We start from the raw sequence: 11,433 nt of genomic DNA, 5'->3' as shown, positions 1-11,433 counted from the left end.
GTAGAATCGTCACCCATGAGTGACAAGCCGCTTCCGTTCAGCAACGGCCTGCAGTTGAAGTCGATGGGCGCAGTCCTGCTGCTGGTGCTCGGCGTGCTGATCTGGCGGCTGACCGATGCCACCACCACGACGGCCCGCGTGCTGTACATCGCGGCCATCGTCTTCGAGCTGCTGTTCTTCGTCGGGCTGATCTTCGCCAGCCGGTTCATCAAGAAGCAGCACGACAAGGCCGAGGCCGCGTACAAGGCGCAGATCGCGGCCGCGCAGGAGCCGAAGCCGGACCAGCCGTGACCTCGGCCAAGACGAAGGGCACCGTCGCGCCGCGCAAGCGGATGACGGCAGCCGAGCGCCGCAACCAACTGGTGGACACCGCGCGCTCGGTCTTCGCGGACCGCGGCTACGAGGCGGCGACGATCGAGGAGGTCGCGTCGAAGGCCGGCGTCTCCAAGCCGGTGGTCTACGAGCACTTCGGCGGCAAGGAGGGCCTGTACGCGGTGGTCGTGGACCGCGAGATGGATATGGTCCTCGACGTCTTCTCCCGCGCGATGCTCGAGGACAGGTCCAAGACGCGGATCGAGCAGATCACGCTCGCGCTGCTCACCTACGTGGAGGAACGTTCCGACGGCTTCCGCATCCTCACCCGCAACAGCTCCGTCGAGCACTCGGGCGGCTACTCGACCCTGCTCAACGACCTGGTCACCCAGGTCGAGAACCACCTCGAGATCGAGTTCGAGGCCAAGAACCTCGACCCGGAGCTCGCGCCCTTGTACGCGCAGGCGCTGGTCGGGATGGTCGCGATGACCGCGCAGTGGTGGCTGGAGGTGCGCACCCCGCCGAAGGAGGCCGTGGCCGCGCACATCGTGAACCTCTCCTGGTACGGCCTGATCGGCCTCAAGGAGAACCCCGTCGCCATCGAGCCCAGCCAGCTGGGCGAGGTCAACGACGCCTGAGTCTCCCGTCCGGGCCGGAGGAGAGCACGGTTCAGTCCAGGCGCCGCTGGAGGTGCACAGTGATCACGTCACCCTCCTGCTTATCGATCGCGCGCCGGATCTTCGCGGCGACCGGAAGTTTGTGCGTACCGTCACCGAGCGCCATGAAGGAGCTGGTGAACGGAAACCCGTCCATCGTCCCGGAGACCTTGACGAGGCCACGGGTGCCGAAGAACTCGGCCGACCCGTCGAGCATGACGTACGTCCAACCTCCCTTCGCGTCACTCCGCCGGAGGACGGCGGTGAAGGTCTTGTCGAGCGGACCTGCGTGGCCGGACATGAGGTTTCCCTTCCGTTAGTGGAGGAGGCCCACCGCTACCGCGATGAGCAGGAGCTTGAGGAGCCAGTCACCGGCGTGGATCGCAGCGGTCTGCCACGGCACGCGTTCCCAGATGATCGAGCCGGTGAGCAGGACGCCGGGGAATACGACCCAGAGCACGAGGGCGAGGAGCAGGGAGTCCGGCAGGGCGAGGAGCCCGGAGCGATCGGCGACCCAGGCGAATCCCGCGGCGACCACGGCGGTGCGGACCAGCTCCGCGAGGACCTTCCCGGGCCCGGGCCTCCCCCGGTCGAGCGCGCGTTCGCCGAGCGCCCGCTGCTCCACCGGGGAGAGGAGCATGTAGTAGACGGAGCTCAGCACGAATGCCGCGAACGCGGCGACTGCGATACCTGCGGCGATCATGACGCCCTCCTTTAGTACTACTGAGTACTCTACGATCGCGAGCGAGTACTGTCCAGTACTATTTCGGCATGGACACCGCACCCGAGGCACCCCGGCTCCGCGGTCGGCCCGGCGGCAGCAGCGGCGCCGACCTCCTGGCCATCGCCCGGGACCTGTTCCTCGACCGGGGTTTCGCCGGCACCACGATGGACGCGGTCGCCGCCGGCGCCCGGATCTCGAAGCAGACCCTCTACCGGCAGTACCCGTCGAAGGACGACCTGTACGCGGAGGTGGTCCGGGACTGGGTGGACCGCGGCCGCGACGCGATGCGCCCGCACCTCGACGCGCTGATGGCGACGGACGACGTCGCACGCGGGCTGCGCGAGCTCGCGCACACGCTGCAGGCGGGCGTCCTCAGCCGCCCCGTCCTGCGGATGCGCACGCTCGTCGCCGCGGAGGCGCAGCGCTTTCCCGCCGTCGCCGACGACTACGTGCGGCGCAGCTGGGACCGCAACCAGGCCCTCCTCGCCGACGCGCTCGCACACCTGGTCACCCGGGGCCTGCTCCGCGTCGACGATCCGGCCGCCGCCGCAGAGCAGTTCACCTGGCTGACGCTGGCCGCACCGCTCAACCGGCTCACGCTCACCGGTGGCCGGACCGGCTGCACGCGGGAGGAATCGGATGCCGTCGCCGACCAGGCGGTGACCACCTTCCTGGCCCGCTACGCCCCGCCCGGCGCCGACGACTGAGCAGCACGCAGGTCCGTCGGCACGTGTCGGACCGCGCCAATACACTGGTCCGGTGTCTGACGCCGTCCCCCCGAACGTCCCAGCCCTGAACGGACTGACCAGGGCGGTCGCCGCCGACCCCGACATCGCCGCCTTCGCGGAGGCCGCGGGCAGGCCGGGCCTCACCGTGACCGCGGTCGACGGTGCCCGGCCCTTCCTCGTCTCGGCCCTCGCCGAGCGGGCCCCCGTCCTCGTCGTCACCGCGACCGGCCGCGAGGCCGACGACCTGACGTCCGAACTGCGGGAGATGCTGGGCGACGGTGCCGTGGCGCAGTTCCCCAGCTGGGAGACGCTGCCGCACGAGCGGCTCTCCCCCGGCGCCGACACCGTCGGCCGGCGGCTGCAGGTGCTGCGCCGCCTGGCGCATCCCGACGACGCCCAGTACGGCGCGCCGCTGCGGGCCGTCGTGGCGACGGTGCGCTCCCTGGTGCAGCCGATGGCGCCGGGCCTGGGCGACGCACCGTCGGTGACCCTGCGCGAGGGCGCCGAGTACGACTTCGACGAGCTGATCGAAACCCTCGTCGAGCTCGCGTACACGCGGGTCGACATGGTGGGCAAGCGCGGCGAGTTCGCGGTGCGCGGCGGCATCCTGGACGTCTTCCCCACCACCACCGATCTGCCCGTGCGCGTGGAGTTCTGGGGCGACGAGATCACCGACCTGCGCGCCTTCTCGGTCGCCGACCAGCGTTCGCAGCCGGAGGTCGAGGTCGGCACCGTGCACGTCTACCCCTGCCGCGAGCTGCTGCTCACCGCGGAGGTGCGCGACCGGGCGACCGAGCTCAAGGCGGAGCACGCCGCCGACGCCGCGCTGGTGGAGATGCTGGAGAAGCTCTCCCAGGGCATCCCGGTGGAGGGCATGGAGGCCCTGATCCCCGCGCTCATCCCCGGCGACCTGCAGCTGCTGACCGACGTCCTGCCCGACGGTGCCCACACCCTCCTCCTCGATCCGGAGAAGATCCGCACCCGCGCAGCGGATCTCGGCCGCACCGGCCAGGAGTTCCTGGAAGCCTCGTGGACCGCGGCCGCCCTCGGCTCCGCCGCACCGCTGGACCCGAGCGGGATGAACCTGGGCGCCAGCGCCTACCGCGACCTCGAGGAGGTCCGGGAGCGGGCGGCAGCGCAGGGCGTCCCGTGGTGGACCGTCTCGCCGCTGGCCTCCGGACCCGAGACCGACGAGGACCACCTCGTCGTCCGCGCCGAACCCGCGCCCGCGCCACGGGGATCCGAGGCCGAGGCCGAGAAGCTGTTCGCCTCGCTGCGCGCCCACGCCGCATCCGGCGGCGCCGGTGTGATCGTGGTCGCCGGCCAGGGCACCCGGGCCCGCATCCTGGAGCGGCTGCGCGACGCCGAGGTCCCGGCCACCGAGCTGGACGCGGGCGCCGCCCCGAAGACGGGCACCGTCGGCGTGCTGCGCGGCAGCCTCCAGACGGGCCTGACGGTGCCCGCGGAGAAGCTGGTGCTGCTCGCCGAGCCGGACCTCACCGGCAACCGGGTGGCGGGCGTCGGCGACGGGCGTCGACTGCCGGCCAAGCGCCGCAACCAGGTCGACCCGCTGGCCCTGTCCGCGGGCGACCTCGTGGTGCACGACGAGCACGGCATCGGCAAGTTCGTGGAGATGATCGAGCGCACGGTCGCGGGTGCGCGGCGCGAGTACCTGGTGATCGAGTACGCGCCGGGCAAGCGCGGCCAGCCGGGCGACCGGCTCTTCGTGCCGATGGAATCGCTGGATCAGCTCTCGCGGTACGTGGGCGGCGAGATGCCCGCGCTGTCGAAGATGGGCGGCAGCGACTGGCAGAACACCAAGCGCAAGGCGCGCAAGGCGGTCCGCGAGATCGCGGGCGAGCTGGTGCAGCTGTACGCGGCCCGCAATGCAGCGCCCGGACACGCCTTCGCACCGGACACGCCGTGGCAGCGCGAGATGGAGGACGCCTTCCCGTTCACCGAGACGGTCGACCAGATGACGGTGATCGGCGACGTCAAGGCCGACATGGAGAAGCCCGTCCCGATGGACCGCGTGGTGATCGGCGACGTGGGCTACGGCAAGACCGAGATCGCCGTACGCGCCGCGTTCAAGGCCGTGCAGGACGGCAAGCAGGTCGCGGTGCTCGTGCCCACCACCCTGCTCGCGCAACAGCATCTGAAGACCTTCGAGGAACGGATGCAGGGCTTCCCGGTCACCGTGAAGGGGCTCTCCCGCTTCACGGACAAGACCGAGACCCGGCAGGTCCTCGAGGGCCTCGCCGACGGCAGCGTCGACGTGGTGGTCGGCACGCACCGGCTGCTGCAGACCGGCGTCCGATGGAAGGACCTGGGACTGGTCGTCGTCGACGAGGAGCAGCGGTTCGGCGTCGAGCACAAGGAGCACATCAAGGCGCTGCGCACCAACGTGGACGTGCTCACCATGAGCGCCACCCCGATCCCCCGCACGCTGGAGATGAGCATGGCCGGCATCCGCGAGATGTCGACGATCCTCACCCCGCCCGAGGAGCGTCACCCGGTGCTCACCTACGTGGGCGCCTACGACGACAAGCAGGTGGCGGCCGCCATCCGCCGCGAGCTGCTGCGCGACGGCCAGGTCTTCTACGTGCACAACCGGGTCAGCTCGATCGACCGGGCCGCCAAGCACATCCGGGACATGGTGCCCGAGGCCCGCGTGGTGGTCGCGCACGGCCAGATGGGCGAGGACGCGTTGGAGAGCACGGTGCAGGGCTTCTGGAACCGCGAGTTCGACGTCCTGGTGTGCACCACGATCGTCGAGACCGGCCTGGACATCTCGAACGCGAACACGCTCATCGTGGAGCGCGCGGAGAACCTGGGCCTGAGCCAGCTGCACCAGCTGCGCGGGCGCGTGGGCCGCTCCCGCGAGCGCGGCTACGCCTACTTCCTCTACCCGTCGGAGAAGCCGCTCACCGAGACCGCCTACGACCGGCTCGCGACGATCGCGCAGAACAACGACCTGGGCGCCGGCATGGCGGTGGCGATGAAGGACCTCGAGATCCGCGGCGCCGGCAACGTCCTCGGCGCCGAGCAGTCCGGGCACGTCGCCGGCGTCGGTTTCGACCTGTACGTACGGCTCGTGGGCGAGGCCGTCGAGGCCTACCGCGCCGCGGCCGACGGCAAGCCGATCACCATCGAGGAGGAGCAGAAGGAGGTGCGGATCGACCTGCCGGTGGACGCGCACATCCCGCCCGACTACGTCACCAGCGACCGGCTGCGCCTCGAGGCCTACCGCAAGCTGGCCGCCGCGCACGACGACGCGGCGGTCGCGGAGGTGCTCACCGAGCTCACCGACCGCTACGGGCCGCCGCCGGTCGAGGTGGACCGCCTCGCCGCGATCGCCCGCCTGCGCTCGCTCGCCCGTGCGGCCGGCGTCACCGAGATCACCGTGACCGGCACCAACCTGCGGATCGCGCCGATGGAACTTCTCGACTCGCAGCAGATGCGGCTCAAACGCCTCTACCCGGGCGGTTCCTACCGCGCCGCCACGCGCACCGTCACCTTCCCCCTCCCCCGCGTCGGCGGAGGGGGCGTGGGCAGCGAGCGGGTGCGCGACATCGAGGTGCTGCAGGCCGTCGCGGACTTCCTCGCCGCGATGGACGGGAAGGGCGCCGGGTACTGGCGGCTGGACCAGCCGCCCCGCGCCGCGGCCCCCGCGGAGGCATCGTGAGCGAGCGCGGCACCGTCGTCCTGCTGAACCCCGAGCTGCCCACGCTCCTGCCCGTGGCGGCGCTCGGGCACCTGACCGGACCGGTGTACTACACCGAGGAGTTGCCGATCCGGCTCGCGTGGCACCTGCCCGACGGGCACCCCGCGCTCGGCGCGGACGTGCCCGCGGGGGCGACCCTGCTGACATCGGACGCCGCGCACCCCGCCGCGGCCGCTCTCCGGGATGCCGGGGCCGAGGTGATCGCCGCGCCGCGCCCGGCGGGGCTGGCCGTCCTCGACACCGTCGACCTGATCGGCCGCCTGCGGCGGGAGGGACCGTGGGAGTCCGAGCAGACCCACGCCAGCCTGCTGCGCTACCTGGTGGAGGAGACCTACGAGCTGGCCGACGCCGTGGCGGCGCTCGACGGTGCGGAGACCGGCGGTACCGGGGCCGACGGTGCCGCGGCCGCCGCGGAGCTGCGCAGCGAGCTCGGCGACCTGCTCCTGCAGGTGGTCTTCCACGCCCGGATCGCGCAGGACGGCCCCAACCCGTTCGGCATCGACGACGTCGCGCGCACCCTCTCTGCCAAGGTGCGGCGGCGCACGCCACACCTGTCCGACGGTGCCGAGGTCGACGTCGCGACGCAGGCCGAGAACTGGGAGCGCCAGAAGCGGCTCGAGCGCGGTGACCGCGCCTCGGTCCTGGATTCGATCTCCCTCGGCCAGCCCGCGCTGGCGCTGGTCGCGAAGGTCCTCGAGCGGCTGCGCACCGTCGGCTTCCCGGCCGAGCTGGTGCCGGAGGACGTGCGCACCGTCACCGTCGACCCCGCACAACCGGACGCGGCGTACGAACTGGACTACCGGCGCAGGGTGCTGGCCTTCATGGACCGGGTCCGCGAGGCGGAGGCCCGCAGGGCCGGTGACGGGGTAGAATCGTGGACCGCTGCCTGGGGCGCCCGCGACGCCGGGAACCCCGAGGCACAGCCCGGACGTTGAGATCGCGTCCCCCTGTTTCCCCGGCGAGAGAGTTCACGGCAAGGTCATGGTCAGTTCCCGCGTGCGCGCTGCGCTCGCCGTCGGCGTGGTGTCGACGGTGATCGCCGGCTGCGGCGCACTCTCCCCGCGTCCCGAGATCCCGCAGGGCATCCCGCCCGGGGCCGGGGCGCCCGTGCCGCTGATCAACGTCAACGGACCGGGCCGGACCGCGGAACTGCTGCGCGGCTGGGCCACCCCGATCAGCGTGGCCACGGGCATTCCCGTGATCTCGCTGGAGGCGTACGGCAACGCGGCCGAGGCCATGCGGCAGCGCATGCCCGAGTGCGGGATCGCGTGGACGACGCTGGCCGGTATCGCCTTCATCGAGAGCAAGCACGGCACCTACCACGGCGCCACGATCGCGCCGGACGGGAAGGTCTCACCGCCCATCCGCGGCGTCCCGCTGGACGGGACGAACGGGAACATGGAGATCCGCGCCACGGGCACCGACCCGCACCGGCCGAACGCGAAGTTCGACGCCGCGATGGGGCCGTTCCAGTTCATCCCCGAGACCTGGCAGCGCTACGGGGTGGACGCGAACGGCGACGGTAAGGCCGACCCGGACAACATCGACGATGCCGCGATGACCGCAGCGCGGTACCTGTGCGTCTCGGGGAAGGACCTGACGACGGCGCGGGGGTGGGAGAAGGCCGTGATGGTCTACAACCAGTCACGCAAGTACGTCCTCGACGTGCGGGACGCGGCGGCCGCGTACTCGGTGAACGTCCAGCCCTGATACCTAGTCGGTATCGGCTTCCAGTTCGGTGTCGGCGCGGCATGCATCGAGTTGCGCCCGCAGGTCCGCGCACTCGTCCTCGAGGGTGAGGATCCGGTCCACGCCGTGGAGGTTGACCCCCTCGGCGACGAGTTCGGTGATGCGCCGGATACGGGTGATGTCGTCCTCGCTGTACCGGCGGGTGCCGCCGGCGGTGCGCTGCGGCCGGATCAGATCCCGCCGCTCGTACAGGCGGAGCGTCTGCAATCCGACCTCGGAGAGTTCCGAGGCCACGGAGATGCTGTACACGCCGAGATCGGAGCGAACCCTGGCCCTGGCCATAGCACTCATCCTCCGGATCGTGCAGCGAAAATCTACGTCACCCACTGTAGATCCTTGTCACCGTGGGTGACGCACGCCCCTCCGCGTCGACCGGTCAGCCGGCGTGCGGGACCACGGAGACGGGCGGCAGATCCGCGGCTGCGGCGTCGACCGCGTCGATCAACCAGGCCGCGGTCTTGTCCGCGAGGACCCTGGCGGCGCCACCGTCGATGGCACCGTCGAAGAAACGGACCCGCCACGGGGCGCCCGCGTCGTCGTCCGCGAGACCGACCCAATCGTCCGCGTTGGTCGCCAGTAGATAGCGCCCCCACTCGAAGTCGACGCGAAGGGCGTACTGACCGCCGAGGTTCTCCACGCGCGCTGGGCGCTGCGTGGAGACCTCTAGGGCGTGCAGGGCGTCAGCGTACCGCCCGGTGAATTCTGGTCTGCGGGGCACGGGCAACTCGATTCTGTCCGCGGGAGGGCGGCCGCTTGATTGACCACACGTCCCACGCTACGCGATGCCCGCCCGCCTGCGCTCAGCGACGGCGGCGAACGCCCTCGTCCCTGAACTCCTTGAGCCTTTCGCCTGCCGAACTCAGCAGGCCCGAGGCCGTCTCCGCAGCGTCGGAGAGGGCGGGCTCGGCCTTGTCCACGGCGTGTTCGAACGCGGGCCTGGCCCTCTCCACCGCATGCGCGACAGCGGGCTTGGCCTTGTCGACGGCCTCCGCGACCGCCGGCTTCGCCTTGTCCACCGCACCGGCGACGGCGGGCTTCGCCTTCTCCACGACGTCGGCACCGTACTGCTGCACGGCGTGCGCACGCTCGCGCCATGCGCTGTCGTCGTGGTCGCCGCCCGGGGTGATCGCCGCGACCTTGTCCGTCACCAGGGAGGTCGCGTCCGACACGCGGGACGACGCCTTCTCCGCCGCGTGCCGCGCCCGCCACGCGACGCCGGGCCTGCCCTCGGTGTCGAAGCCCGCGATGAGCAGACCGCCGAGCAGGGAGAGGTTCTTGACGAACTGCACCTGTTGATCCCGGCGAGCCGCGGGATCGGATTCGGACCAGAAGGCGTGATCGATCACGGTGGTGGGCACCAGGGTTCCCGCGAGTGCGAGCGAGGCGACCCGCGGGATCCGCCCGGTTGCCAGCAGCAGCCCTCCGCCGAGTTGAACACCCGCGACGGCCCGCACCCACGTTCTGGCATTCGTCGGGACCACCGTGGATTCCGGCAACGACTCCGTGGCCTTGTTCACCAGCGGCGCCGCAGCGGCCGCCCTCCGACCCGGATCAGTCGTCAGGCCGGTGTAGCCGTTGTAGACGAAGATCGACCCGAGCAAGGGCCGCGCGATACGTCGAATCATGTCCAACTCCCATCGTTGTCGGGCCGAAGCGGGGCTGATCAGTTGCCCGAGAGCTTGTCCTTCACCTCGTCGACGCCCTCCTTGACCTTGTCCGCGACGCCGGCGATCTTGTCCTTGACGGAGGCCTCGGCCTGGTCGCCGCGACCCTCGTTCTTGAGATCCTCGTCGTTGAGCGCGGACCCGGCCGCTTCCTTCGCGCGGCCCTTGAGGTCCTCGGCCTTGTTCTTCGCATCATCGGAAAAGCTCATGACTGTCCTTCTTTCTGTAGGAGAAGAGTTGTGTCGCTGAACAAGTCGACACGTCTGTCAGTAGTAGTGCCGTCGTCCGCCCACGGCACGACCGACCGATCCGAGGATCAGCAGCACGACACCGACGACCAGAGAGACGACACCGAGGGTCGTGACGATCGGGATTCCGAGAAGCCACCCGACGACCAGGAGGACGATTCCGAGGACGATCATTGCGCTCAACTCCATTCACTTGTGCGACCCACCCGGCGGTGCGCGAGCGGGACGTCCGGCCGACCCACCGATACGACGGCGAGCCGACGACCGGCGGAGAATTCCTTCACCCGGAGGCGATCACCTCAGTGGCACGTTCACCAGGTGGAGGATCAGTGGACCGAACATCAGTCCCAGCGTGATCAGCAGCAATGCCACGACAACGATCCCGCCACGCGAGTGGAGCAACAGCGGCTCCGACTCCGCGGTCGACCGTCCGGCCGTCGAGCCGATGTGACGTTCGGACATCTCGACCTCTCTCCGAAAATCTATACTACGTCGTGCAGATTTCACGTTACGTACGGACGATATTTCTGTCAACCGATGCCAGAGTTTTCATGTCGCCGCCGCCTGCCGAGGACCCGCTGACAGCGAACCTCAAGCTGTTCTGCAGCGGACCGGCATGCCCCTGGCATGGAACGTCCAGGTTCGGGGAGCACCGTCGGACCATGAACATCAGCCGAAAGACCCTCGCCACGGCCTGCTTCCTCGCGGCCACCGCCTTCGCCTTCACCCCGGCCATCGCGGCCGCCGACACCCCGTCGATGTACAGCTCCTGCACCTCCGACCAGGAGGGACAGGTCATCACCGCATCCAACGGCGACACCCTCGAGTGCGTCGAGACGGACGCGGGCGCGGGGTACGACTGGGAGTCACCGAACTGACCGCGGCCGCACCGGCGGCCGGCTCCTCCCCGCCGCAGAGCCACGGTTACCGCGTATAGCTTGGAGCCATGCGGATCTGGTCGGTTCACCCTCGATACCTGGACCGCCAGGCGCTCATCGCCTGCTGGCGCGAGACGCTGCTCGCGCAGGCGGTCCTGGCGGGACGGACGAAGGGGTACACGCAGCACCCCCAGCTCGAGCGGTTCCGAGCGATGCCGGAGCCGCTCGACGGCGTAGGCGCCTATCTATCGCGGCTCGCCGACGAGGCGGACGCGCGCGGCTACAACTTCGATCGGAGCAGGATCGATGCGCCCGCGGCCTCGGTCGCTCCGATCGGGGTGACCACCGGGCAGCTCGAGCTCGAATGGGCCCACCTCATGGCCAAACTCGCAGCCCGTAGCCCCGACGTCGCCGAGCGGTGGCGCACCGTGGAGCAGCCCGATCCGCACCCGTCGTTCCGTCCGGTGCCCGGCGCCGTGGAGTCCTGGGAACGGGCCAGTCCCCCTGCCGACGACCCCGGCCACTGAGGGGGCTGCCCTGGAACTCGGGGATTGAGCCCCCACCGTTCTAGTGCTCTCCCGCCAGGACTCGAACCTGAAATGTCTGAACCAAAATCAGAAGTGTTGCCGATTACACCACGGGAGATCGGTCCGGGCGTACGCACGGAACCGTCGCCCAGCATTGTGCCACGAACCGCCGCCGGTAGGCGCTCTCGTAGGATTGCGCCGACGCTCGACGCGGACGGACGAC

16 protein-coding genes and 1 tRNA gene are annotated in these 11,433 nt (G+C 70.4%); 8 read left to right on the top strand and 9 right to left on the bottom strand.

What is annotated here, in order from left to right; translation table 11 throughout:
- Positions 1-15 precede the first annotated feature (15 nt).
- Together AC21LY_RS14140 and AC21LY_RS14135 are read left to right on the top strand one after the other, a co-directional pair.
- Complete coding sequence (locus AC21LY_RS14140) at positions 16-291, top strand: hypothetical protein (RefSeq protein WP_489047126.1); 276 nt, start codon at positions 16-18, stop codon at positions 289-291.
- Between the two features lie 41 nt (positions 292-332).
- Complete coding sequence (locus AC21LY_RS14135; protein WP_489047160.1) at positions 333-950, top strand: TetR/AcrR family transcriptional regulator; 618 nt, start codon at positions 333-335, stop codon at positions 948-950.
- Positions 951-981: 31 nt separating this feature from the next.
- Here the strand turns inward: AC21LY_RS14135 and AC21LY_RS14130 are convergent, their stop codons facing one another.
- A complete protein-coding gene (locus AC21LY_RS14130; protein ID WP_489047125.1) occupies positions 982-1,269 on the bottom strand; it encodes a DUF1905 domain-containing protein in 288 nt (95 codons plus the stop codon).
- Positions 1,270-1,284: 15 nt separating this feature from the next.
- The gene (locus tag AC21LY_RS14125; RefSeq protein ID WP_489047124.1) at positions 1,285-1,671 is read right to left on the bottom strand and encodes a DUF1761 domain-containing protein; all 387 of its coding nucleotides are present in this window, start codon (positions 1,669-1,671) and stop codon (positions 1,285-1,287) included.
- A 68-nt stretch (positions 1,672-1,739) separates the two neighbouring features.
- Here AC21LY_RS14125 and AC21LY_RS14120 point away from each other — a divergent pair, with 68 nt between their 5' ends.
- The 4 genes from AC21LY_RS14120 (at position 1,740) to AC21LY_RS14105 (ending at position 7,854) form a co-directional block, all read left to right on the top strand.
- A complete protein-coding gene (locus AC21LY_RS14120) occupies positions 1,740-2,399 on the top strand; it encodes a TetR/AcrR family transcriptional regulator (RefSeq protein ID WP_489047123.1) in 660 nt (219 codons plus the stop codon).
- A gap of 124 nt (positions 2,400-2,523) precedes the next feature.
- Complete coding sequence (gene mfd / locus AC21LY_RS14115; RefSeq protein ID WP_489047159.1) at positions 2,524-6,105, top strand: transcription-repair coupling factor; 3,582 nt, start codon at positions 2,524-2,526, stop codon at positions 6,103-6,105.
- Positions 6,102-7,079: a nucleoside triphosphate pyrophosphohydrolase gene (locus tag AC21LY_RS14110; RefSeq protein WP_489047121.1), complete on the top strand. Its 978-nt coding sequence runs from the start codon at positions 6,102-6,104 to the stop codon at positions 7,077-7,079. The genes mfd and AC21LY_RS14110 overlap by 4 nt, the downstream gene beginning before the upstream one ends.
- Positions 7,080-7,125: 46 nt before the next feature.
- Positions 7,126-7,854 carry a lytic transglycosylase domain-containing protein gene (locus AC21LY_RS14105; protein WP_489047120.1) on the top strand — a complete coding sequence of 243 codons (729 nt, stop codon included), beginning with the start codon at positions 7,126-7,128 and terminating at the stop codon, positions 7,852-7,854.
- Between the two features lie 3 nt (positions 7,855-7,857).
- Here the strand turns inward: AC21LY_RS14105 and AC21LY_RS14100 are convergent, their stop codons facing one another.
- From AC21LY_RS14100 to AC21LY_RS14075, 6 genes are all read right to left on the bottom strand, one after another.
- Entirely contained in the window at positions 7,858-8,175 is a 318-nt protein-coding gene (locus AC21LY_RS14100) for a MerR family transcriptional regulator (protein WP_489047119.1), read from the bottom strand.
- A 94-nt stretch (positions 8,176-8,269) separates the two neighbouring features.
- Entirely contained in the window at positions 8,270-8,611 is a 342-nt protein-coding gene (locus AC21LY_RS14095) for a hypothetical protein (RefSeq protein ID WP_489047118.1), read from the bottom strand.
- 82 nt (positions 8,612-8,693) lie between these two features.
- Positions 8,694-9,518, bottom strand: coding sequence for a DoxX family protein (locus AC21LY_RS14090; RefSeq protein WP_489047117.1), 825 nt, complete (start codon positions 9,516-9,518; stop codon positions 8,694-8,696).
- Between the two features lie 38 nt (positions 9,519-9,556).
- Positions 9,557-9,766, bottom strand: coding sequence for a CsbD family protein (locus AC21LY_RS14085; RefSeq protein WP_489047116.1), 210 nt, complete (start codon positions 9,764-9,766; stop codon positions 9,557-9,559).
- Between the two features lie 57 nt (positions 9,767-9,823).
- Positions 9,824-9,979 carry a DUF6131 family protein gene (locus AC21LY_RS14080; RefSeq protein WP_489047115.1) on the bottom strand — a complete coding sequence of 52 codons (156 nt, stop codon included), beginning with the start codon at positions 9,977-9,979 and terminating at the stop codon, positions 9,824-9,826.
- A gap of 120 nt (positions 9,980-10,099) precedes the next feature.
- Positions 10,100-10,267, bottom strand: coding sequence for a hypothetical protein (locus AC21LY_RS14075; protein WP_489047114.1), 168 nt, complete (start codon positions 10,265-10,267; stop codon positions 10,100-10,102).
- A 200-nt stretch (positions 10,268-10,467) separates the two neighbouring features.
- Between AC21LY_RS14075 and AC21LY_RS14070 the strand changes: the two genes are divergently transcribed.
- Together AC21LY_RS14070 and AC21LY_RS14065 are read left to right on the top strand one after the other, a co-directional pair.
- On the top strand, positions 10,468-10,683 hold the full coding sequence (locus tag AC21LY_RS14070; RefSeq protein WP_489047113.1) for a hypothetical protein: 216 nt from the start codon (positions 10,468-10,470) through the stop codon (positions 10,681-10,683).
- A gap of 68 nt (positions 10,684-10,751) precedes the next feature.
- On the top strand, positions 10,752-11,210 hold the full coding sequence (locus AC21LY_RS14065; RefSeq protein WP_489047112.1) for a pyrimidine dimer DNA glycosylase/endonuclease V: 459 nt from the start codon (positions 10,752-10,754) through the stop codon (positions 11,208-11,210).
- Between the two features lie 46 nt (positions 11,211-11,256).
- On the opposite strand, the gene AC21LY_RS14060 is transcribed toward AC21LY_RS14065, so the two are convergent.
- Positions 11,257-11,328 (bottom strand) — tRNA-Gln (locus AC21LY_RS14060).
- Between the last annotated feature and the right edge of the window lie 105 nt (positions 11,329-11,433).

This window comes from Tsukamurella sp. II2bb, from assembly GCF_057815145.1.
This window is presented reverse-complemented; position numbering and strand designations above follow the sequence as displayed.

Bases quoted from the DNA above. Each gene is read 5' to 3' on its own strand.
- AC21LY_RS14140 (WP_489047126.1), top strand. From the start codon at position 16: ATGAGTGACAAGCCGCTTCCGTTCAGCAACGGCCTGCAGTTGAAGTCG.
- AC21LY_RS14135 (WP_489047160.1), top strand. From the start codon at position 333: ATGACGGCAGCCGAGCGCCGCAACCAACTGGTGGACACCGCGCGCTCG.
- AC21LY_RS14130 (WP_489047125.1), bottom strand. From the start codon at position 1,269: ATGTCCGGCCACGCAGGTCCGCTCGACAAGACCTTCACCGCCGTCCTC.
- AC21LY_RS14125 (WP_489047124.1), bottom strand. From the start codon at position 1,671: ATGATCGCCGCAGGTATCGCAGTCGCCGCGTTCGCGGCATTCGTGCTG.
- AC21LY_RS14120 (WP_489047123.1), top strand. From the start codon at position 1,740: ATGGACACCGCACCCGAGGCACCCCGGCTCCGCGGTCGGCCCGGCGGC.
- AC21LY_RS14105 (WP_489047120.1), top strand. From the start codon at position 7,126: ATGGTCAGTTCCCGCGTGCGCGCTGCGCTCGCCGTCGGCGTGGTGTCG.
- AC21LY_RS14100 (WP_489047119.1), bottom strand. From the start codon at position 8,175: ATGGCCAGGGCCAGGGTTCGCTCCGATCTCGGCGTGTACAGCATCTCC.
- AC21LY_RS14090 (WP_489047117.1), bottom strand. From the start codon at position 9,518: ATGATTCGACGTATCGCGCGGCCCTTGCTCGGGTCGATCTTCGTCTAC.
- AC21LY_RS14085 (WP_489047116.1), bottom strand. From the start codon at position 9,766: ATGAGCTTTTCCGATGATGCGAAGAACAAGGCCGAGGACCTCAAGGGC.
- AC21LY_RS14080 (WP_489047115.1), bottom strand. From the start codon at position 9,979: ATGATCGTCCTCGGAATCGTCCTCCTGGTCGTCGGGTGGCTTCTCGGA.
- AC21LY_RS14075 (WP_489047114.1), bottom strand. From the start codon at position 10,267: ATGTCCGAACGTCACATCGGCTCGACGGCCGGACGGTCGACCGCGGAG.
- AC21LY_RS14070 (WP_489047113.1), top strand. From the start codon at position 10,468: ATGAACATCAGCCGAAAGACCCTCGCCACGGCCTGCTTCCTCGCGGCC.
- AC21LY_RS14065 (WP_489047112.1), top strand. From the start codon at position 10,752: ATGCGGATCTGGTCGGTTCACCCTCGATACCTGGACCGCCAGGCGCTC.